The sequence below is a fragment of the Rivihabitans pingtungensis genome (assembly GCF_003201855.1).
GTDB lineage: Bacteria > Pseudomonadota > Gammaproteobacteria > Burkholderiales > Aquaspirillaceae > Rivihabitans > Rivihabitans pingtungensis.
In genome coordinates, this window is sequence record NZ_QJKI01000025.1 from 37,180 (window position 1) to 58,813 (window position 21,634).

The following is a 21,634-nucleotide window of genomic DNA, read 5'->3' on the forward strand; positions in this document are numbered from 1 at the left end:
CTCCGCTTAGCGCACGGCAACGCTGATCAGCTCTTCACCTTCCGGGCTCATCACATGCGTCGAGCAGGCCAGGCAGGGGTCAAAGCTGTGCAGGGTGCGCAGGATTTCCAGCGGCTCGTCCGGCTTGGCCAGCTGGGTGTTCATCAGGCTGGCTTCGTAAGCGCCGATCTGGCCCTTGCTGTCGCGCGGGCCGGCGTTCCAAGTGGTGGGCACGATGCACTGGTAGCTGTCGATGCGGGTGTTGTCGATTTTCAGCCAGTGGCCCAGCGCGCCGCGCGGCGCCTCGGTAAAGCCCACGCCCTTGACCTGCTTGGGCCAGGAGGCCGGCTCCCATTTTTCGATATTGGCGGTGGCGGTATCGCCGGCCTTGATGTTGGCAATCAACTCGTCGTAATTGCGGCGCATCTCGTAGGCAGCCCACACGCTTTCCAGGCCACGGGCGGCGGTGCGGCCCAGGGTGGAGAACAGCGCTTCCACCGGGGCGTCCAGCTTTTTCAGCAGCGCTTCCACCGGTTCTTTGAATTCCGGCTTGTTCTGCATATAGCCAATCACGTAGCGGGCCAGCGGGCCGACTTCCATGGCGTGGCCCTTCCAGCGCGGCGACTTGATCCAGGAATACTTGGCCGATTCGTCCAGCTGTTCGATCTTGGTCTTGGTGCCCTTGTGGCCCTTGCCCAGCTCGAATTTCGGCTCGGTGCGGCCATCCCACGGGTGCAGGCCCTTGCTGTCGTCGCCGTAGGTGTACCAGGAGTGGGTGACGAACTCCTGAATCTCGTCCGGCGCGGTGAGGTCCACCGGGTGCACTTCGGTCAGCTTGCCATTGATGATGGCACCGCGCGGCAGCAGCAGGCTTTTTTCGCTGTAATCGTTGGCGATGCTGGGGAAGTCGCCATAAGACAGCAGGCTCTGGCTGGCCAGGCCGCCGCCAATCTTGGACCAATCCTTGTAAAAACCGGCAATCGCGGTCAGGTCGGGCAGGTAAACCTGCTCGCAGAAGGCAATTGAGCGGTCGATGATGCCCTTGACCAGGTTCAGCCGCTCCATATTGATGGCGCCGACCGCGCCGACGTCGTCAATATTGATCGCGCACGGCATGCCGCCCACCAGCCAGTTCGGATGCGGGTTTTTGCCGCCAAAGATGGCGTGAATCTTGACGATGTCTTTCTGGAAATCCAGCGCTTCCAGGTAGTGCGCCACCGCCATCAGGTTGGCTTCCGGCGGCAGCTTGTAGGCCGGGTGGCCCCAGTAGCCATTGCGGAACGGGCCCAACTGACCGGATTCGACAAACTTCTTCAGTCGCATTTGCAGGTCATGAAAATAACCCGGACTGGAGTTGGGCCAGCTGGAAATGCTTTGCGCCAGCGCGCTGGTGGCTTTCGGGTCGGCTTTCAGCGCCGACACCACGTCCACCCAGTCCAGCGCGTGCAGGTGGTAAAAGTGCACCAGATGGTCGTGCACATACAACGTGGCCTGCATCAGGTTGCGGATCAGGTTGGCGTTTTTCGGGATGGCGATGCCCAGGGCGTTTTCCACTGCGCGCACCGAGGTCAGCGCATGGGTGCCGGTGCACACGCCGCAGATGCGCTGGACAAAGGCCCAGGCGTCGCGCGGGTCACGGCCCTTGAGAATCACTTCCAGACCGCGCCACATGGTGCCGGTGGACACCGCATTGGTGATGACGTTCTGACTGTTCAGGTTCACCTCGCAGCGCATATGGCCTTCGATGCGGGTGACCGGGTCCACCACCACGCGGCGGCCGCTATTGTCCAGCGAGAACCCTTGTGTTGTGTAACTGCTCATTATTTATCCTCCGCCTGGGTGGTTTCGACCGGTTTGAGGTCCTGTTTTTTCAGGGCTGTGCTCTTGAGCGCGCTGACAGCGGCATGCGCGGCAATGGCGGCGCCCACCCCGCCGGCGGCGGTCAGGCCAATGGCGTCGGCGTTGGCTTCGATGCCGAATTGCGGAATGCCGGTCACCCGGTCGTAGAACGAACCCTTGTCCCAGAAGCCGTCTTCCGAACAGCCCAGGCAGCCATGGCCCGATTGCACCGGCCAGGACACGCCCTCGTTCCAGCGCACGGTGGAACAGGCGTTGTAAGTGGTTGGGCCCTTGCAGCCCACTTTGTACAGGCAGTAACCCTTGCGCGCGCCTTCGTCGTCCCAGTGCTCGACAAACTGGCCGGCGTCAAAATGCGGGCGGCGATAGCATTTATCGTGAATGCGCTGGCCGTAGAACATCTTCGGCCGGCCCTGGCGGTCCAGCTCGGGGATGCGGTCAAACGTCACCATATAGGTGATCACCGCCGCCATGACTTCCGGAATCGGCGGGCAGCCCGGCACCTTGATGACGGGTTTGTCCAGAATCACCTGGTGCACCGGCGTGGCGCGGGTGGGGTTGGGCTTGGCGGCCTGCACGCAGCCCCAGGAGGCGCACGAACCCCAGGCGATCAGCGCCTTGGCGTCTTTGGAAATCCGCTTGAGTTTTTCTACAAACGGCTCGCCGCCCGGAAAGCAAAACATGCCGTCTTCGTTCAGCGGCGGGTTGCCTTCCACGGCGACAATATAATTGCCTTTGTACTTTTGCTGGATTTCTTCCAGGATGGCTTCTGCCTGATGACCGGCGGCCGCCATGATGGTGTCGTCGTAATCCAGCGAGATCATCGACAGAATGGCATCCTTGGCCAGCGGGTGCGCCGAGCGGATGAACGATTCGGTGCAACAGGTGCACTCCAGCCCGTGCAGCCAGATCACCGGCACGCGCGGCTTGGTTTCCAGCGCGTGGGCAATTTTGGGCACAAAAGCCGAACTCAGGCCCAGCGAAGTGGCCGTCAAGCTGCAAAATTTGAGGAAGCTGCGACGGGTCACCCCCTGACGCCGCATCACGTTGTAGAAAGTCTCCATCTCGTGTTGTTGTCCTTTATACGTGGCGGGAAAAGCTCAGAGCATCAAGCCAGGGCAACAACAAGATGCATGCCAGCCTGTCTAAAGGCGACATGCACTGATAAAACAGCGACTTGTCACGGGGTGGAAATAAACCGGTGGAAACTTGCTTTGCAGTGCGCAGGGCGGGGTGACAAGTTGGATAACTGGTCTTGCCGGCCAGGCGTGCCGTGCGCCTGATCAGGCGCAGGGCACGGGCGGCGGGGGTTTTGTTAGCCGCTCTTAGCTCAGCGGCCGTCTTCTTCACGCTTGCTGCGCCGATAATCCCACGGCGCGGTAGGCATGGCGTCGGCCCACAGGCCCAGATGCTGCTGACGGGCAGACTGCTGGGCTTGCTCGTAGGCGGCAAAATCACTGCCCGACTGGTTCTTTTTGGCGTACTGGGCATAGTGCCAGGCATAACCATCCTGCACCTGCGCCAGATTCACGTCCACATTATCCAGCCACACCCGACCGACATGGCGGCCATAGCGGTCTTTTTCGACCACTTCTACTTTCACCTGGCGGCCGAACACCCGCGCCGACAGCGCCTGCTTGGCGGCCTGGCCGTGCGGCTGGGCTTTTTCCGGGGCGTCGATAAAAGCAAAGCGGATTTTTTCCGGGCTATTGCCCAGCGCCAGCACGGTGATCGTATCGCCATCGGCCACGCTGACCACCCGGCCTTCAATCACCCCCTGCCCGCCGGCCGAGCCGGTATAAAACAGCCCAAGCACCGCGCTGATCACCACCACCAGGGCGGCCAGCTTGGTTTTCAGGCTGCCATTGCCAAACAGGCGAAGCAAGGCGTTGATTTCTCGCTGGGTGATGCGCATCGGGTGTTTCCTACACAAACAGACAGCCGCAAAGTCTAGCAGGCTGCGCCAGCACAGGAAACGCCCAAGCCGTGCTTAGCGTCGCTCACAAAACCCGGCGAAGCGATCCTGGCCAGGCGTGTGACCGCAGACAGTACGGGTAGTACGGCAAGGTCACACCACCACGCCAGGGGGGTGAGCGGCTCTTACGCCAGCCAGCGCGGCAGCGGCAGCTTGGGCAAGGGCGGCAGCGGCAGGGCGTCCAGCGCGCGCCACAGGCCGTGGGCCGGTCGGCCAGTGAGCTGGCGGGTGACGGCGGCGCGCACTGGCGGCAAGAGATTGCTCAGCCCCACCACCGCTTCGCGCAGCGCCTTGGCCGGCGCGCGGTCGTCGGTGAACAGCTTCACCACCACATTGGTGCCCAGATAAATCGGCAGGGTGACGCGCTGGTGTTCGCGGGCATAGGCGGCCAGCCCGCGCGCCTCGCCCAGATCACGGCCGGCCTTGCGCGCCTTGGCCAGCTGTTTGGCCAGGGTTTCCACCCCATACAGGCCAAAGTTGTAGCCATGCGCGGTCACCGGGTGCATGCCCACCGCCGCATCGCCCACCAGGGCAAAGCGCGGCCCCCAAAAGCGCTCGGCGTACACCGCCACCAGCGGGTAGGCGTGGCGCGCGCCGGCCTGGCGCATGGTACCCAGACGGCTGCCAAACGCCTGTTCCACCGCCTGGGCAAAGCCGGCGTCGTCCAACGCCATCAGCGCGTCGGCGCCGTCGCTTTTCACCGTCCACACCGCCGACGATTGCTGGCCGGCCATCGGCAGAATGGCCAGGGTGTGGCCGTGCAAAAAGCACTCGTGCGCGGCGCCATCGTGCGGCTGGGCGTGCGCCATGCGGCAGACAATCGCCGTGCGGCCAAAATCCAGCGAGCGCGCACCAATGCCGGCCATGCGCCGCACGCTGGAAAACCGGCTGTCAGCCGCCACCACCAGCGGCGCACTGAACTGCCGGCCATCGGCCAGCGTCACTGTGGCGGCCTGGGCGCTGCGCGTCAGCGCCGTCACCCGCGCCTCGCCAATCAGCTGAATCGCCTCGCCGCGCGCCATGGCGCCAGCGTGGCAGGCGGCGCGGATGCGGTGATTGGGCACCAGCCAGCCCAGTTGCTCGTGGCCATCGGCCTGGCCGTCAAACACCAGCCCGCGCGGCGAATCGCCATTGCTCACCCGCGCCTGGCGCAAGGGGGCGATGTCATCCGCCGGCAGATGCTGCCACACCCCCAGCTCGCTCATGATGCGGCGGGCGCGGTGGGTCAGCGCAATATCACGGCCGTCTTCCGGCGGCTGCGCCAGCGCCGCAGCCGGCTGTTGCTCCAGCACCAGGCTGCGAATGCCGGCATCAGCCAGCGCGCACGCCAGCGCCAGGCCGGCCGGGCCGGCGCCCACAATGATCACGTCGCTGCTGAAAGAAATGCTCACGGTGAAGGCTCCTGCAAGATGAAAGTCCGCGCCGGGCGGACGGAATGTGACAATCGGCGCACTATGGCCTTGGGCTTGGCTTAAGGTCAATCACGCAGGGCAAGCCAGGCGGCTTTGCCAGCCCCACCGTCAGCGCAGGCATCAGCCCAGGCCCATGACGGCACGGCAATTGCATATTCACCCCGTGCGGCGGACAATCACGCGCTGAACCCTGGCGCCCGGAATGGGTCCCAGACTGTCTGACTGTCTGCTGAAAGTGTATTGATGACCTTTTCCTTCCGCCCCCTTGCCCTGGCCCTGGCCAGCTTTTCCCTGCTGGCCTGCACCGCCCAGGCTGCCGACGACAGCGACGCGGTAAAAAAAGCCTTCGCCAAGCAGTTTCCCGAGCGCAAAGTGCTCAGCGTTGCGCCGACCTCAATGAAGGGCGTCTATGAAGTGGTGATGCCAGGCCGGCAGATCGTCTACACCGACGCCCGCGCCGAGCACCTGCTGGTGGGCGAGCTGATCGACGTGAAAAAGCGCGAAAGCCTGACCGAAAAACGCATGAACCAGCTCTCCAAAGTGGACTGGAAGCAACTGCCGCTGGAGCAAGCCATCAAAGAAGTGCGCGGCCAGGGCCGTCGCCAGCTGGCGGTGTTTTCCGACCCGGATTGCCCGTTCTGCAAAAAACTGGAAGCCACCCTGGCCCAGCTGGACGACGTGACGATCTATACCTTCCTGTTCCCGCTGGCTGAACTGCACCCCGACGCCCCGCGCAAATCCGCGCAAATCTGGTGCGCCAACGACCGCGCAGAAGCCTGGACACAATTCATGCGCAAGGGCATCGCCCCGCAAGGCGCAGGCGACTGCGACACCCCAATTGCCAAACTGCAAACCCTGGGCCAGCAACTGGGCATCAGCGGCACCCCGGCACTGATCTTCCCGAACGGCCAACTGGTGCCGGGGGCGATTGGCAAGGAGGATATTGAGAAGCTGCTGGGGGCGAGGTAATATTGTCGATATTGCACGAGACCTTACCTTATACAAAATAATCAAATCAATTAATAATAATTTGGCATATACCCCCCTTTGTTTCTGCAGGGGGGCTTCTTAATATTTGATAGGTTTTTGAATGCACACCATGTCAGAAAAAAGAATCACGTTGCCGTATATAGAGTTACTTAGCGCCCCATCAGAACTTTTAGCTTGGTTTAGTCAAAATTTCTTTTTTGGTGGGAAGTATTCTGAAGTACTCAACCTACTAATTGATAATGACTTGCTTGTTGAGGCAATGTGGGTGGTAAGGCATATCGACGCATCCAGCTCGTCCGGAGAAATTATTATGGTAGAGGCAAAAGATGTTCTAAGAAAAGGAAGCATAATCACACCTTACTATTTAGAAAGCAAGGATAAGCTTCTAGTAGAGGGACACATTATGGCAAGACAAGGAATTTTTTGCAGAGGCCTTCTTGCCACTGAGAATGGCGATATATGGACTCTTGGAGATATCGTTTGTGGTGGCATTTCGACCGATAATTTGTATGTAAATAAAGACTGCATTTGTTATGGTGAAGTCAAAGCAAAATCATCCATTGTAGTCAACGGAAATATTGAGGCTTCTGATGACATAGAGGCCGGCGGAAAGATTTTGGCTCGCTCAATAGACTGTGAAACAAACATTAGTTCAGGTGGAAGCATTTTAACCGCAGGAGAGCTGTGTGCCGAATATTCAATTTTTGCCGAAGAAGAAATTTATTCGAAAGGAAGTATTTCAGCCTCAGTTTCCATTGAATCAGGAGTTGAGATAGCATCTCGAAGAAACATTTTTTGCTCACACGGAGCTATATACTCTGGCGGAGGAATTTACGCAAAAGGCAAAATCTCTTCTGCGGACTCAATAACCGGGATGAGTGATGTTATGGCAAACAATCAGATAGAAGCATATGAGATACAGGCGGAAGGAGTGATATACCCAGATCAAGCTGAAACCGAAGAGAATAACCAAGAAGATTTCTGCGATGAAAAAAACATGCGAGTTAAGCTCGCAAAAAAATTGAGTCAAGTATTTTTGAGAAGAAAATCGTAAACAGTAAGCCACTTTGAATTAGCTTAAATTTGACGCGCCAAAAATTAATATTTCTTATGCCGGCCCTGATTGTTATCAGATTTTGCGAATAAAATGAAAGCCAAGAAATTTTTCAAAAGCCTGTATATGTTTGTGTAAATGCGTACATGGCTAGATTTTAGCAAACATGCCATCAAACTAGTTCAAACACTGCCGGGCAACCACGTCACCCGGCAATCGCCATGCTCACCCCAACACCCACACCGCCCCCCGTCCCAAGCCAGGATAGCGCAGCGGGCGGGGTCGATGGCGGGTTTGGGGATTCGGGGTTTCCAGCAACAGCACGCCTTGGTCGGCGGCTTCGACCAGCAGTGGGCCGTCGGCGGGCACCGGGTAGCTGTCGCCGGGGCGCAGCACCACATCGCCATCACCAGCGGTGAGCCATAGCACGCCGCTGGCGCAGCGCGCCAATTGGCCGGCGCGGGCGGGCAGTGTCAGTAATTGGCCAGCGGCAACACAGTGACGGGTGGGGGTCATGATTGGGCTCCTGAAAGCGGTGTGGGGACGCCAATCATGCTAGGCTGTGTCGCGCTGCGCCGGCAGAGGCACAGTGGCCCGATTTTGACCGGTTTTGCCTGGGCAGTTTTCAACTGTCCTGCCCATGTTGCACTGCAACTGTCTCTGGCGGGCCAGGGCGACAGGCGCGAGCATAAGCATGACGCGCTGCCGGCAAAACGCCGCACAGCCGCCACAGTAAAAACCGCGCCGCAAGCTCGCACCTTGCCGCTTTTTTGTGTTGAGCGCAGCTGAGCAAACCCTCCTGGCTTGCCGTACGACTTACCCTGTCTGCGTGCGCCTGGTTTTGTGAGCGACTTTCACCGCCTGATTGACACCATGAACGCCACCACGCCCACCCTGCTTTATCAGCATCTGGCCGACGATGTCGCCAGCATGATTGCCAGCGGCACGCTGCGCCCCGGCGATAAACTGCCGTCGCTGCGCGAAATGCGCACCCGCCGTCAGGTCAGCCTGACCACGGTCACCGAAGCGTTTCGCGTGCTGGAAGACCGTGGGCTGATCGAGGCGCGGCCGCAGTCCGGCTTTTATGTGCGCCGCCGCCCGCCTTTGCCGCTGCCGGCGCAAAGCTCGCCCTCGCCCGAGCCGTCGCTGGTGTCAGTGAATGCGCTGCTGTGGCGTTATATGCGCATTGCCCACGCTGGCACGTTTGGCTGTGCGGTGCCGGCGGCCGAGCTGTTTCCGGGCGCGCAGTTGCAAAAGCTGACCAGCGAGGCGCTGCGTCGTCATAGTCATTTGCTCAGCGATTATGGCAAGCCGGCCGGGCTGGACAGTCTGCGCCGGCAGATTGCCCGCCGCGCGCTGGGCTGGGGCGGCCGGCTGGCGGTGGATGACATCATCGTCACCAATGGCTGTATCGAGGCGCTGAGCTTGTGCCTGCGCGCGGTGGCGCAGGCCGGCGATGTGGTGGCGATTGAATCGCCCACCTATTTTGGCGTGTTGCAGCTTCTGGAAAGCCACGGCGTAAAGGCGCTGGAAATCCCCACCCACCCGGTAAGCGGCGTGTCGCTGGAGGCGCTGGAGCTGGCCACCCGCCACGGCCAGGTGAAAGCCTGCCTGCTGACGCCGAATTTTTCCAATCCACTGGGCAGTCTGATGCCAGAGGCCAATAAGCGCGCCTTGGTGGAGATGCTGGCCGAGCGCAATATCCCGCTGATTGAAGACGATATTTATGGAGAGTTCCACTTTGGCCGCGAGCGGCCGCTGCCGGCCAAGGCGTTCGACACCTGCGGCAATGTGCTGTATTGCAGCTCGTTCACCAAGATGATCTCGCCCGGCCTGCGCGTGGGCTGGGTGTGCGGCGGGCGCTATCAGGCCAAGCTGGAGGTGCTGAAATACATCAATAGTTTTACCACGCCAGCGCTGATGCAGCAGGTGGTGGCCCAGTTTCTGGAATCCGGCTTTGACCGCCATATCCGCCGGCTGCGCCGATCAGGTGGCGCAGGCAATTGACGGCATCGAACGGTATTTTCCGGCAGGCACGCGGCTGAACCCGCCACAAGGAGGTTATGTGCTGTGGGTGGCGCTGCCGGAAGGCGCCAACGCCGTGGCGCTGATGGAAACCGCCGCCCAGGAAAACATCAGTCTGGCGCCGGGCGCGTTGTTTTCTGCGCGTGAAGGCTTTGCCAACTGTATCCGGCTGTCCTGCGGTGCGCCATGGACACCCCAGCAAGCCAACGCCCTGCGCCGGTTGGGCGAACTGGTGGATGCCAACTTGCAAGACACATGAAATTCTTTCGCCGAATCGTCCTGGTGTTGTGGTGACTGGCGATTTGCCAGAGCTGCTTCGCTGAGTTTGGCAAGTGATGCTCGACTGTGGTTTTTTTGCATGCAGTTTAGCTGGTCTGCCAGGGGCAATATACTGCACCTTATCTGCTCTATATTATGGCTGTGCGCATGACGTTGCGCGCATGGCCATACATGGGCAGATTCGAACGAACCCTCATCAAGATAAATAAACTCAATTAAATCAATATATTGCGATTTAATTTGCGCCTGACATTTCATTCCGTGCACTCATTTCCGGGTGTTTTTTCATACAAAATTCCGCCCATTGTTATTTCAAATGTTTGCATGAATTTTGGCAAAACCACCGTGCCAATCAAATAAAAATCTCCGTTAAGTAAAACTACTCATACACTGCATTGGCATGAGCCGTAGGCAAATGCACAACGCATCTTGCCCTCGGTTTGAGGGCTTCGCCTTGGGCGGGGCCGTGGTGGTGGGTGATCCATACAACAACGGGGAGTCTGACATGGCAACTGCAAGCCGCATTATCCTGACCGGGGTGCCGGCCTATCGGCAAGACACTGTAGTGAAAGAAAACGGCAAATCTGTGATTGCCGGCTGCGGCCCTACCGCCGCCTTGATGCTGTTGGCCTGGTACGACCGCCGACGCGGCTACAAGCGGCTGGTCAGCGCCAGCCAGGAAAGCAGCGCGCTGCCGGATGACTTGATCATCGAGTTGCGCCAGCTAATGCACACGGTTAACGACCTGAAAAACGGCCAGGAATGGGGGCTGACCGTGCCGGCGTTTTTTCATAGCGGGCTGGATAAATACATCTCCGACCGTTACGGCAAAACCAAGATCGAAACCTGTGGCAGCAGCGACCTGGGCGTCAGCCTGGACGATGTATTCGAGAAATCCGTCTCGCTGATCCGCAAAGACAAACCGCATGTGCTGCTGCTGGACTGGCAGGGCAAGCAGGGGATTTTCCCCAATCATTACGTGGTGGTGGTGGGTTTTCGCAAGGATAACGGCTACAAGAAGCTGATCGTCAATCCGGGCTGGGGGTATAACTTCCATGTGGTGGATATGGAAGACGATTCGGTCAAACCGGTGCGCTTGTATTGGGTGGATTCGATCGAAAAAGATCCGGACGGCCCGGCTGACGGCCACACCATCGGCCCCAAAGATAGTTACACCTGGGTGAAAAAAGACGGCAAAGACCTGCTCGACCCCGATCCCTACAGCGCCAGCAGCAACAACAAGGTGGACTGGCGCGCGGCTGATCTGTGCGAAGAACTGATCACCGGCACAATGATCCGCCGCAACAGCTGGTTTGACTGAGAGTCAGCAGTCCAGTTAAAAACCCAGCGCAACGCTCCTGGCCAGATGCACGACTGCAGACACGGCAAGGTCGGGCAACAACGCCAGGAGGGTTGTGTGAGCGGTTCTTGGTTCAAAACCCGATGGCTTGCCTGGCCAGCTGCCGTTTAATCAAGGGCAGATGCTGGGTGAGCGACAGGCCGGTGTTGCGCAGCCAGCCCAGCAGCGGGTCTTGGGTGTGAAACAGCTTGAACAGGCCATCGCAAGTCAGCTGCATGGTGTTGACCGCCTCGCGGCGCATGCGCTGGTAGCGGCGCAGCAGCAGCCATTCGCCGGGGTCGCCGCCGTGTTCGGCCAGCAGCGCGGCCAGGGCGTGGGCGTCGCCAAAGCCCAGGTTGACGCCCTGGCCGGCCAGCGGATGCACGGTGTGGGCGGCGTCGCCTACCAGGGCGATGCGCGGGGCCACCACGCTGTCCGGGCGCATCAGCCGCAGCGGAAAAGCATGCGCCGGGGTCAGCAGGCTAAACCCACCCAGCTCGCGCCCGCCAGCCTGGGCGACGGTGTCGCACAGGCTGGCGGCGTCCAGCGCGGTCAGCGCCTCGGGCTTGGCGGTGGACCACACCATGGAAATCCGCTGCCCCGGCAAGGGCAGCCAAGCCAAGATGCCATCGCCCAAAAACCACTGGCGGGCAATATTGCCGTGGTCGCGCTCGGCGACAAAATTGGCCACCACGCCGCTGTGGCCATACGGCGAGACATCCACGCGGATGCCGGTTTGCTGGCGCACCCAGGAATTGGCCCCGTCGGCGCCAATCAGCAGGCGGGTGTTCAGGCTGCGGCCGTCGTCCAGCGTCAGGCTGACATGGCGCGGATGCTGGCTGATGGCGGTGGGGCGCACGCCGGCAATGCATTGTGCCGGGCTGTCGGCCAGTTGCTGCCACAGCGCCGCCAGCAGCCAGCGGTTTTCGGCAATCCAGGCCAGCGCCGGCTGGCCGGCGTCGGCGGCGTGAAAGGCAATCCGGCCGTGGCGGTCGCCGCGCACGTCCATGCCGGCCACCACGCCCAGGCGCGAGGCATCCGGCCAGGCGTGCAGTCCCTGCAAAAAAGCCTGATTGGCCGGGCTGATGGCGTACACCCGTGGATCCCAGTCGTCGGGGCGGTCCAGCCCGGTCAATGGTGGCTGCTGGCCTTCAATCAAGGCCACCTGGCGTCCCTGGCGCGCCAGCGCCAGCGCCAGGCTGGCGCCCACCAGGCCGCCCCCTACAATCAGCGCGTCAAAACATGTGTTCATGATGCGAGGTTCTTTCCTGTTGCCATCGTCGCTTAGCGGCCGGGAATCCAGCCCATACGGTCTTTCAGCCGCAAGCGGGCGCTGCCCAGATGACCCGAATAATGCACGGCGTTGGCCATCACTTTTTGCACATAATCGCGGGTTTCGGTAAACGGGATGGTCTCGGCGTAAATCGCCCCTTCCAGCGTGTCGCCAGATTGCCAGGCGCGGGCGCGGCCCGGCCCGGCGTTGTAGGCGGCGGTGGCCAGCACGGCGTTGTCGTCCAGGCCGTCGAACACATGGCGCAGATACCAGGTGCCCAGCTGGATATTGGTGGAGACATCGTTCACCGAGAAACTGCCCAGCCCCATCTTGTTTGCCACCCATTTGGCGGTGGCCGGCATCAGCTGCATCAGGCCAGAAGCGCCCACGCCGGAGCGGGCGATGTGCACAAAGCGGCTTTCCTGGCGAATCAGGCCATACACCCAGGCTTCGTCCAGATTCAGCTGGCGGGCGTAGCGCTGGGTGGCGTCGCGGTAGGGCGACAGATAGCGCAGGGTAAAGTCGTGCAGGTTCACCGTGCGGTCGGCGCTATAAATGGCCATATCGTAAAAGCCGGCCTGACGGCCGATTTCCGCCGCCGCCAGCAGCGATTCATCCGGCTGATTGCGCATGGCAAAGCGCCATTCGCGCTTGGCGTCTTCGCGGAATTCCGGACGGGCAAAACGCTGGGCGATGTCAAACAAGGCCAGCGCGCGCGCCAGCGACGGGTTTTGCCGCATGCTGGCGATTTCTTGCTCGGACGGGGTGTAGCGCGCCGGGGTTTCGCCCACCGACGTGCCCAGCTCGTCGCGGGCGAGCAGGCCATAAAAACTGTTCAGCTGGCTGATGCGGGTAAAGCGCTGGTTGGCGTCTTGCGTTTTGCCGCGCTGTTTGAGCGCGCGGCCTTGCCAGTAAGTCCAGGCCGGCTGGTTACGCAGCGCTTCGGGCATGTCTTCGGTAACCTGGGCGACGGTTTCCCAGTGGCCCACGCGCAGCGCGGCGCGCGCCCACCATTCCCATTGCTCGTCGCTGAGCTGGCGCTTGTCGGCCTTGGCGTAGGCGCTGAGCGCGCCCCAGCCGTCCTGACGCTTGGCGGCGGCCATGCCCACCTGACCCCAGCCATAGCCGGCGTCGGTTTTGGGCAGGCGGCCCTCCAGGCTGGCCAGCAGCTGGCCGGCGCCTTGCGGGTCGTTCTTGGCCTGCCGCACGATGGCGAACAGCGCGCTTTCGCGGCCGGCTTGGGTGGACAGATCGCCCACGCCAGGGCTAGTCACCTGCGCGGCGGACAGCGGCTGGCCGGTGGCCTGGCTGATGGCGCGCGCGCTGTTGACATTGCCAGCGGCCAGCATCAGCCGCACGCGCCGCCAGATGTCCGCCTCAGACAAGCGCCCGCTTAACTGATCAAACAAGGCCGCGCAGCCGGGCGTGGCGGTGCGCTGGGTAAGCCAGCGCTGACGCGCCTGCGCCAGCGCCTCGCCATCGCCTTGCTTTAAGCGCAGCAGGGTGTCCGAGCATTGCACATCGTCGTCGCGCGCCACCGCCGGCAGCTTGGCGTACTCCTGGGCGAATTCAGCCCAGGCTTCGCTGCGCGCCAGGCGCTTGGCCCAGTCCAGGCGCAGTTTTTCTGCCAGGGCGCTGTCGGCGTAGCGTTGCAAAAAGGCCTGCACTTCGCCGCTGCCCGCGGCGTCCAGATTGCGGCTGAGCGCCCAGTAGCGCGGGTAACTTTCCAGCACCGTGCCTTGCGCGCTGTCTTGCGCGGCAAACAGGGCCGGGCCGCCATTGCGTGCGGCCACCAGATCGGCGTCCAGCGCCGCCCAGGCGGGCAGCGAGGCCAGACAGGCCAGGTAAAGCAGTTTTTTCATGCCAATACTCAGTCGATAAGCCAGACAGCACATCTGGCAAGGAAGTGTTGCATTTTAAGCCATTGCCCTGCCCGCGCAGGCGGGAATGCCGCCAACCCGGCAAAAAAATTTTGCGCCGGCCGCCCTGGCCCCCGGCGATGGCCCGCTGACGGCCGGCATATTGCCAAATACACTATCGATAGCGCCATCGCGCGCGCGGAAATCGGCGCACTGGGGTATGATAGAAGAACTGCACTTCACACACCGGCCGCCTGGCCGGCTCTGGTTGATTCTTCCGAATTCCTTTAGTCCATTATGCTCAGTCCTATTCAAGACATCATCGCCGACATCAAGGCCGGCAAGATGGTCATTCTCGTTGACGAGGAAGACCGCGAAAACGAAGGTGACCTGGTGCTGGCGGCCGAACACGTCACCCCGGAAGCCATCAACTTCATGGCCAAATACGCGCGCGGGCTGATTTGCCTGACGCTGTCCGAGGCGCGCTGCCGTCAGCTCAACCTGCCGCTGATGGTCAGCAACAACGGCTCGTCGCACGGCACCAACTTCACCCTGTCGATCGAAGCCGCCGAAGGCGTCACCACCGGGATTTCCGCCGCCGACCGCGCCCGCACCGTGCAGGCCGCCGTGGCCCGCCACGCCAAGCCCAGCGACATCGTGCAGCCGGGGCATATTTTTCCGCTCAAGGCGCAAAACGGCGGCGTGCTGGTGCGCGCCGGCCACACCGAAGCCGGCTGCGACCTGGCCGCGCTGGCCGGCCTGGAGCCCGCTTCGGTGATCTGCGAAATCATGAACGACGACGGCACCATGGCCCGCCTGCCCGAGCTCTTGGTGTTTGCCGAGCAGCACGGCCTGAAAGTCGGCGCGATTTCTGACTTGATCCACTACCGCAGCCGCCACGAATGCCTGATCGAGCAAGTGGGCAAGCGCCAGGTGGCCACGCCGTTTGGCGAATTCACCCTGCACGCCTTCCGCGACAACACCACCAATGAAACCCATCTGGCGCTGTCCAAGGGCGACATCCGCCCGGATGCCGACACCCTGGTGCGCGTGCACGAGCCGCTGTCGGTGATGGACTGGCTGGACGCCGGGCAAAGCCCGCATTCGTGGAGCGTGGCCCAAGCGCTGGCCAAGATCAACGCCGACGGCAAGGGCGTGGTGGTGCTGCTACACCGCACCGAACACGGCGCCGAGCTGCTGGAGCGCGCGCTGCCCGACCTCAACGCCGAGCGCCCGCGCGCCAAGTGGGACGCCAAAACCTTTGGCATCGGCGCGCAAATGCTCAAGGCGCTGGGCGTGGGCCGCATGACCCTGCTCTCGCAGCCGCGCAAGATCCCCAGCATGACCGGTTTTGGCCTGGAAGTGTCGGGCTATTTGCTGCCCGAGGCGGCCCACGCGTAAAATCACCTGTTTTGCGACGGCCGCCATGGCCGTCGCGGCAATGGAGACTCCCATGCATCCCGATATCCAAATCGTAGAGCCCAACCTGGACGGCGCCGAACTGCGCATTGGCGTGGTGATGAGCCGCTTTAACCCGGTGGTGTGCCACGGCCTGCGCGACGCCTGCCTGGACGAGCTGATCAAGCTGGGCGTGGCCGCCGAAGACATCACCCTGGTGACCGTGCCCGGCGCGCTGGAAATCCCGCTGGCGCTGCAAACCCTGGCCATGTCTGAAGACGAAGACTTTGACGCGCTGATCGCCCTGGGCGCGGTGATTCGTGGCGAGACCTACCATTTTGAGCTGGTGTCCAACGAATCCGGCGCGGGCGTCACCCGCGTGGGCCTGGACACCGGCGTGCCCATCGCCAACGCCATCCTGACCACCGAAACCGACGAACAAGCCGAAGCCCGCATGGAAGTCAAAGGCCGCGAAGCCGCCCGCGTCGCCGTGGAAATGGTTAATCTGAACAAGAGCTTTTTTGAATGAAAACTGCCCGCCGCCGCGCCCGTGAATTTGCCGTGCAAGGGGTGTACCAATGGCAATTGAACGCCCACACCGCCAGCACCATCGAAAAAAACCTGCGCGAAAATGAATTTTTCGCCAAGGCCGACGAAGCCCTGTTCCGCACCCTGCTGTTTGGCGTGCTGCAAGACATCGCCAGCCTGGACGAGCAACTGCAACGCCACTACGAACGCGCCCCGGAAGAAGTCAGCCCGGTGGAGCGCGCCATCCTGCGCGTGGCCGCGCTGGAGCTCACCCAACACCCGGAAACCCCGTATCCGGTGATCATCAACGAAGCCATCGAAATCGCCAAAACCTTTGGCGGCGCCGACGGGCACAAATTTGTCAACGGCGTGCTGGACAAACTCGCCGCCGACGTGCGCGCGGATGAAGTCGAAGCGCAAAAACGCCAACGCCGCAACAGCCGGGCGGGGTAAGCCAGGCTGGAGGGGCGGCTAAGACAGCCCCGAGTGATGCAAAACGCGCCAGAGAGCATGCTCCTGGCGCGTTTTTTTGTGCGCCGCAATGCTTTTGGTTTACAAATATTTACAAAAAATACTACAAATGGTAGTTTTAGCAATCAATTCATCATGGAGGGCTGTCGTATGCAACAAGAAGTCACCAATCTAAGCGGCTTTCCTTTCCGAGCTGTTGCTCATATTTCTGTGCAATTCAAGGATGGCCATAGTGTTCGTGGCACGGGCGCTGTGGTAGGCCGCAATGATGTGCTAACAGCCACACATGTTATCTACGATCCTGATCATGGCGGCTGGGCAAGCCAGGTCACCGTTTATCCGGGTGCAGATTACAACAGTAAAACGGGGGCGCTTTATCAACCTTATGGCAGTTACTCTTATGCGCAACTTTATGCTTGGCCGTCTCAGACATTTGCTGTGCCTAGCAATACCACCATGGCGCCCAGCGAGGTGCCGTATGATGTTGCTGTGATTTCAACCTGGAAGCCCATCGGCGATGCTGTAGGCTGGTTTGGTCTGAGCGCAGGGTATGATACATCACAATGGGCCTATCAAATAGGATATCCCGCCGGCTCAACAGGCATGATGTTTGGCTCTGCCTGGATTAGGCATGATTCCATATATGATGAATATCATGCCTATGCCAGCGATGGCAGTGATATTATGGGGTCAGGCAGTTCTGGCGGCCCGCTTTACGTCATGAGCAATGGCAGTCCGTATATTGTTGGCGTTAAAAGCGCTGGCTCGAGCACAACCAGCCAATGGGCTGACATCGGGTTTAATTATGAAAAGATTATTGAGGCAATAAACTCAAATGACTTTTACATGACGGCCGCCGATGATGAGTCAGTAATTCGTGCTGTAAAATATGGGCCATCGCCTGGCTCAGGAGGGGCTCGCAAGGTTGGCTCTATCAATGCAGACACATTGACAGGCACTCAAAAAAACGATGTATTTATTCCGAGCTGGGGGAATGACACGATTAGTGCGGGCAACGGCATTGATACGGTGATTTACTCTGACAAGGCTTCTGCCTATCAAATCAGCAAGCAAGGCAATTTTTTGACCGTAAAACATAATTCATGGCTTGGAAAAGATGGCGTAGATGTATTGGATGGTGTAGAGCGGTTGATTTTTAGCGATCAGTCACTGGCTTTTGATAGCACCGGAAATGCGGGAAAAGCCTATCGGATTTACCAGGCAGCATTTGACAGAACGCCTGATGCAGCTGGGCTAGGCTATTGGATTAGCCGTATGGATGCAGGGGCTTCACTTGAGCAAGTTGCTCAAAGTTTTCTGGGCTCAGCAGAATTTGTTTCTTTATACGGCGCCCGGCCAAGCACTGGCTTATTTGTTTCAAAGCTATATCTTAATGTGTTGCATCGCTCAGCAGAAACGGCAGGATTCAACTATTGGAGCAATTTAGTTGGCACAGGAAGAGTCACACAGGCTCAAGCGCTGTCAGAGTTTAGCGAAAGCACTGAAAACACGATTCAAGTTGCAGCAAAAATCCCAAATGGGATTTGGTATGACTATTATGGATGACAGGTTTTGTGCCATGTGCAACAAGTAGGCCAAACAGATAAAATAGCGAGTACTTCAATATTACTTCTATGTCCACAGCCAGCCCCTCCATGCTCCCCACCCTCCCCCTTTCCGGATTATTCATCGGCCAGCTGGCCCACCTGCCTGGCGACGGAACCCCCACCGGCATGTATAAACAGCCGGTGGACGAGGCCTGGGCCACGGTGGATGGTTTGCGTGGCGATGTGCAGGCCGACCGGCGGTTTCATGGCGGGCCGGACAAGGCCATTCATCACTATCCGGCCGAGCATTACGCCCGGCTGGCTGCGCATGCGCCGCAAGCCGCCGCTGCGCTGCGCGCCGGGGTGTTGGGCGAAAACCTGTCCACCACTGGTTGGGACGAAACCTGCGTGTGTCTGGGCGATTGTTATCAAGTGGGCGAGGCGCTGCTGCAAGTCACCCAACCGCGCAAGCCCTGCTGGAAAATCAATGCCCGGCTGGAGGTGGAGCGGCTGTCGATGTTTATCGCCGAGCACAGCCTGACCGGCTGGTATTGCGCGGTGCGTCAGCCCGGTCGGCTGTGGCCGGGCGCGCCGGTGACGCTGGTTTCCCGCCCGGCCGACACGCTGAGCCTGGCGCAATTCAACGCCCTGCAAGCCGAACACCGCCCCGACCCGGCGCGCCTGCGCGCGGTGGCCGCCATCGACGGCCTGGCGGCGGATGTGGCGCAGCGGTTGCGCGAGCGGGCGGCGTGGCTGGACGGCTTGCGAGCAGGGTGACACCCTGGCCCGCGCCGTTACCACCCTGCAACCCAACCTTGCTGACGCGGGTGCAGGAAGAACTGGACGGGGCGACGCAGCAGCAGTTGGAGCATTGCACTTACCGAAGTTCTCGGTGTGTTTGTGGGATGTGCAGATGGACAACAGGGATGGATGCCGCTACGCGGGCAGGGGCTAGGGTGTTGAATAATTTGGTGAATCACCTCGCCACGCAAGGCGATGCCGAATCAGCGTAACGATGTGTGGGGGCTTGTTGTTCCAATGCGTGGACTTGGCAACCGGGGTAGGGCGGGTAACGTAGGCCACAGGGTTAAATATGTACCCATATTGTCTACGACCACACGCCTGGCCAGCAACGCGGCGCTGAGTTCTGTTGGCCGCTCTTATCCACTAAAAATTATTTAGATTCTGCCAGGGCTGTCATGGTGGCCAGTTCAGGAAATCGCCCGAAGGTGATTGTATCGCCACGGTGGCTATTCAGGCCTTGTTCATATAGCTTCAAAGGTTGATTCATGCTTTTGGGCTTGAGATTGACGTTACCCAAGGCATCAATCAACAACACGCCTTCCAGCTGATATTGAGTTTGCCTGGCATTTTCGGGATAGGTGCTATCACTGACATTCCAGAACAGCACCAGCTGAATAGCCTGCCTTTGCTCACTTTGCTCAACGGCCAATGCTTGGGTACGGATGTGAGTGCCGCCTTGCCACCGTTGTCGAACCAGCTTGGGCGCCAGTGCTTCCAACAGGATTTGCGCCTCTTTCAGCGCTTGCTCGTCGGTTTTTTCTTGGCGTGCGGCTTGTGTGGTGCGAGAGAGGTTGTCTTGTGCTTTGTCTGCATGCACAAGCACCTGACTGACACCAGCGGAAATCTTGTCAATATTCGCCACAACGGCAGTCAGTACCGTTGCCAGTAAACTGATCAACGCTACCTTGACTGTATCTGACATCGTATGATCCTGGCTGGTGTCATGCGGAAAAATTCTGCTTTTGCGTACAAAGCATATTTTTACGATAAATCATTAAATTGTCAATGTCATCATGATGTTGAATCTGTTAGAAAACATGAAAAAATCATCATTTTTCATGTGGACAGCATCCGGATGAGAGGACACCGCTGCATTCACAGTTGGCCTGGCGGGTCTTTTAGCGCCGCTAACAACACTCAGTGCCATGTACCTGATTAGGCACGCGGCACTGACACCACAAGGCATACGGCAAAGCTGCACGACAAGGCCAGGCGGGTTGTGTGAGCCGCGTTTATCTGTCCAGCAGCATTTTAGGCATCCGGTAGCGGCCGGTGCCTGGGTCAAAACTGATGTTTTTATAGGTGATGTCCAGCGGCTTGCCATTGCGCTTGCCAAACATGCGCACCGTGAAGGGGTACATGGGCTTGTCGTTGAGCGTGTCGAACTGGATGGCGCTGTTGATATCATCTGCGGTGCCCTTGACGCCCGCACAGTCCTCGCAACTGAAGAGACTGGCAAATCCCCCCAGTTCGACGATTTCTTTGCCATGCACGCCAAGAATGGACATTGAACCTTCAATCACGCCTTGATGGATGTCGCTAGAAGTATTGATCCAGCCCCAGGCTTTGCTGCCCAGGCGGGTAAACTGCCAGGCGTTGGGTGCGCTGCCGGTATTGCCATACTCGCCAATCACCTTGCTGGCGGCAACAACCTTGGCGGGGCGGCTGGTGATGTCCAGCACGATGCCACCGGCAACACCGGGCGTGACATGTGCCGCGTCTGAAGTGCTGCCGATGGCAAAGACATGCAGCATGCCGCCTGCCTGGTTTACGCTATCAATCTCCATACAATAGATGTCGCCTTGGTAGCGGGTGACCCAACATTTCTTGCTGTCGTCGTAGCGTTTGTACAGCTGGTTCATGGCTTCGGTAGCCATCTTGGCCAGGAAGGACTCGGGCGCGGGGGCAGCCAGGGCGGGCACGCTGCTGAAGCTGGCCAGGAGCAGGGCCAGGCGGATGGGGCGGATCAGGGTCATGGTCAGGGCTTGGTGAGTGAGTAAACAAGGTCGGCAGGCCGAAACATGCCGAAAGCTTACTCAATTATCAGCTCATATGGCAAACAGGTGATCCATTGGCCGCGCTTTATGGCGCTTCGCCGCGTGTCGGCGCCATAAAGCGCTCGATGGCGGCGGCCACTTGTTCGGGTTGTTCCTGCTGCACCATATGCCCCGAGTCGGCGATGGTGAGCTGTTCCAGCTCATGAAAACAGGCGGCGCGTTCATGAAGGGTTTGCCGGATTTTGCCGGTCAGCGGGTGGTCGCTGGCGCCGCCGCCAAGAATCCATTGCACCGGGCAGCGAATGGCGCGCCAGCAGGCTTTGGCTTCTTCCAGTCGGTAGAGCACCGGATTGACCATTTTATGGCGCGGGTCGGCCAAGTGGCGGCGCACGCCGTCGGCGCTGATGCCGGTGAGGTGTTCTGCCAGAAAGCGTGCGCGCGTGGCGGTCAGGTGCGGATTGCGGCGCATCAGCCGGCTGGCAAAGTGATCCAGATCGGCCACCGGGGCAAAGCCGGGCGGTTGCGCGCATTCTTGCAGCCATTGCCGATAGCGCTGCGGCGCGTGTTCGGGCGGGATATCCAGCAGGCCAAACGCGTCAATCGACACCAGCCGGCTCACCCGCTCGGGGCGGGCGCCGGCATAGCTCATCGCCACCATGCCTCCCAGGCTGTGGCCCACCAACCGCGCCGGGGCCTGCGGGTTGTGCAGGCTGAGCAGGGCATCCAGGTCGGCCAGATAATCCGGAAAATAAGGGTATCCGGAATGCAGTGTGGAAAGCATCAGGGACCGCGAAGGCCCCTGATGTTGAAACTTAGGCAAAGTCGCCCGCTTCTAGTTTTCTCACCA

Annotated in this window: 20 protein-coding genes; 10 read left to right on the forward strand and 10 right to left on the reverse strand. The window is 60.0% G+C overall.

Translation table 11 applies throughout. From position 1 onward, the window contains the following. Positions 1-6 precede the first annotated feature (6 nt). The 4 genes from DFR34_RS14285 to ubiM all read right to left on the reverse strand — a co-directional run bounded on the left by DFR34_RS14285 (position 7) and on the right by ubiM (position 5,202). Positions 7-1,800, reverse strand: coding sequence for a nickel-dependent hydrogenase large subunit (locus tag DFR34_RS14285; RefSeq protein WP_110391833.1), 1,794 nt, complete (start codon positions 1,798-1,800; stop codon positions 7-9). Further along, on the reverse strand, positions 1,800-2,900 hold the full coding sequence (locus tag DFR34_RS14290) for a hydrogenase small subunit (protein WP_110391834.1): 1,101 nt from the start codon (positions 2,898-2,900) through the stop codon (positions 1,800-1,802). The genes DFR34_RS14285 and DFR34_RS14290 overlap by 1 nt, the downstream gene beginning before the upstream one ends. A 266-nt stretch (positions 2,901-3,166) precedes the next feature. After that, positions 3,167-3,751, reverse strand: a complete 585-nt coding sequence (locus DFR34_RS14295; protein WP_110391835.1) for a thermonuclease family protein — start codon at positions 3,749-3,751, stop codon at positions 3,167-3,169. Positions 3,752-3,936: 185 nt separating this feature from the next. Further along, positions 3,937-5,202 carry a 5-demethoxyubiquinol-8 5-hydroxylase UbiM gene (gene ubiM / locus DFR34_RS14300; RefSeq protein WP_110391836.1) on the reverse strand — a complete coding sequence of 422 codons (1,266 nt, stop codon included), beginning with the start codon at positions 5,200-5,202 and terminating at the stop codon, positions 3,937-3,939. 264 nt (positions 5,203-5,466) lie between these two features. Here ubiM and DFR34_RS14305 point away from each other — a divergent pair, with 264 nt between their 5' ends. Continuing rightward, positions 5,467-6,192 carry a DsbC family protein gene (locus DFR34_RS14305; RefSeq protein ID WP_110391837.1) on the forward strand — a complete coding sequence of 242 codons (726 nt, stop codon included), beginning with the start codon at positions 5,467-5,469 and terminating at the stop codon, positions 6,190-6,192. A 130-nt stretch (positions 6,193-6,322) separates the two neighbouring features. Then, complete coding sequence (locus DFR34_RS16965) at positions 6,323-7,267, forward strand: hypothetical protein (protein WP_146215158.1); 945 nt, start codon at positions 6,323-6,325, stop codon at positions 7,265-7,267. Positions 7,268-7,492: 225 nt separating this feature from the next. On the opposite strand, the gene DFR34_RS14310 is transcribed toward DFR34_RS16965, so the two are convergent. Beyond that, on the reverse strand, positions 7,493-7,783 hold the full coding sequence (locus DFR34_RS14310) for a DUF2917 domain-containing protein (protein ID WP_110391838.1): 291 nt from the start codon (positions 7,781-7,783) through the stop codon (positions 7,493-7,495). Positions 7,784-8,140: 357 nt separating this feature from the next. Between DFR34_RS14310 and DFR34_RS14315 the strand changes: the two genes are divergently transcribed. The 3 genes from DFR34_RS14315 to DFR34_RS14320 all read left to right on the forward strand — a co-directional run bounded on the left by DFR34_RS14315 (position 8,141) and on the right by DFR34_RS14320 (position 10,892). After that, positions 8,141-9,274, forward strand: a complete 1,134-nt coding sequence (locus tag DFR34_RS14315) for an aminotransferase-like domain-containing protein (RefSeq protein ID WP_211309433.1) — start codon at positions 8,141-8,143, stop codon at positions 9,272-9,274. Beyond that, entirely contained in the window at positions 9,225-9,551 is a 327-nt protein-coding gene (locus tag DFR34_RS17420; protein ID WP_211309434.1) for an aminotransferase-like domain-containing protein, read from the forward strand. Before DFR34_RS14315 ends, DFR34_RS17420 begins: the two co-directional genes overlap by 50 nt. 525 nt (positions 9,552-10,076) lie before the next feature. Beyond that, complete coding sequence (locus DFR34_RS14320; protein ID WP_158281846.1) at positions 10,077-10,892, forward strand: C39 family peptidase; 816 nt, start codon at positions 10,077-10,079, stop codon at positions 10,890-10,892. Positions 10,893-11,004: 112 nt separating this feature from the next. Here DFR34_RS14320 and DFR34_RS14325 read toward each other — a convergent pair whose 3' ends face one another. Together DFR34_RS14325 and DFR34_RS14330 are read right to left on the reverse strand one after the other, a co-directional pair. Next, entirely contained in the window at positions 11,005-12,162 is a 1,158-nt protein-coding gene (locus DFR34_RS14325; protein ID WP_110391840.1) for a UbiH/UbiF family hydroxylase, read from the reverse strand. A gap of 32 nt (positions 12,163-12,194) precedes the next feature. Further along, a complete protein-coding gene (locus DFR34_RS14330; protein ID WP_146215159.1) occupies positions 12,195-14,045 on the reverse strand; it encodes a lytic transglycosylase domain-containing protein in 1,851 nt (616 codons plus the stop codon). A gap of 294 nt (positions 14,046-14,339) precedes the next feature. Here DFR34_RS14330 and ribBA point away from each other — a divergent pair, with 294 nt between their 5' ends. From ribBA to DFR34_RS14360, 5 genes are all read left to right on the forward strand, one after another. Beyond that, positions 14,340-15,443 carry a bifunctional 3,4-dihydroxy-2-butanone-4-phosphate synthase/GTP cyclohydrolase II gene (ribBA, locus tag DFR34_RS14340; RefSeq protein WP_211309435.1) on the forward strand — a complete coding sequence of 368 codons (1,104 nt, stop codon included), beginning with the start codon at positions 14,340-14,342 and terminating at the stop codon, positions 15,441-15,443. Between the two features lie 52 nt (positions 15,444-15,495). Continuing rightward, on the forward strand, positions 15,496-15,969 hold the full coding sequence (gene ribH, locus DFR34_RS14345) for a 6,7-dimethyl-8-ribityllumazine synthase (protein ID WP_110391853.1): 474 nt from the start codon (positions 15,496-15,498) through the stop codon (positions 15,967-15,969). Further along, entirely contained in the window at positions 15,966-16,421 is a 456-nt protein-coding gene (nusB, locus tag DFR34_RS14350; protein ID WP_110391844.1) for a transcription antitermination factor NusB, read from the forward strand. The genes ribH and nusB overlap by 4 nt, the downstream gene beginning before the upstream one ends. Before the next feature lie 57 nt (positions 16,422-16,478). Beyond that, positions 16,479-18,005 carry a DUF4214 domain-containing protein gene (locus DFR34_RS14355; protein ID WP_158281847.1) on the forward strand — a complete coding sequence of 509 codons (1,527 nt, stop codon included), beginning with the start codon at positions 16,479-16,481 and terminating at the stop codon, positions 18,003-18,005. Positions 18,006-18,094: 89 nt separating this feature from the next. Continuing rightward, positions 18,095-18,763: an MOSC domain-containing protein gene (locus DFR34_RS14360; RefSeq protein WP_110391846.1), complete on the forward strand. Its 669-nt coding sequence runs from the start codon at positions 18,095-18,097 to the stop codon at positions 18,761-18,763. Positions 18,764-19,160: 397 nt separating this feature from the next. On the opposite strand, the gene DFR34_RS14365 is transcribed toward DFR34_RS14360, so the two are convergent. The 3 genes from DFR34_RS14365 to DFR34_RS14375 form a co-directional block, all read right to left on the reverse strand. Then, complete coding sequence (locus tag DFR34_RS14365; RefSeq protein ID WP_110391847.1) at positions 19,161-19,712, reverse strand: hypothetical protein; 552 nt, start codon at positions 19,710-19,712, stop codon at positions 19,161-19,163. A gap of 310 nt (positions 19,713-20,022) precedes the next feature. Continuing rightward, positions 20,023-20,652: a hypothetical protein gene (locus DFR34_RS14370; RefSeq protein WP_146215161.1), complete on the reverse strand. Its 630-nt coding sequence runs from the start codon at positions 20,650-20,652 to the stop codon at positions 20,023-20,025. A gap of 220 nt (positions 20,653-20,872) precedes the next feature. Then, positions 20,873-21,568, reverse strand: a complete 696-nt coding sequence (locus DFR34_RS14375) for an alpha/beta fold hydrolase (protein WP_110391849.1) — start codon at positions 21,566-21,568, stop codon at positions 20,873-20,875. Positions 21,569-21,634: the final 66 nt, after the last annotated feature.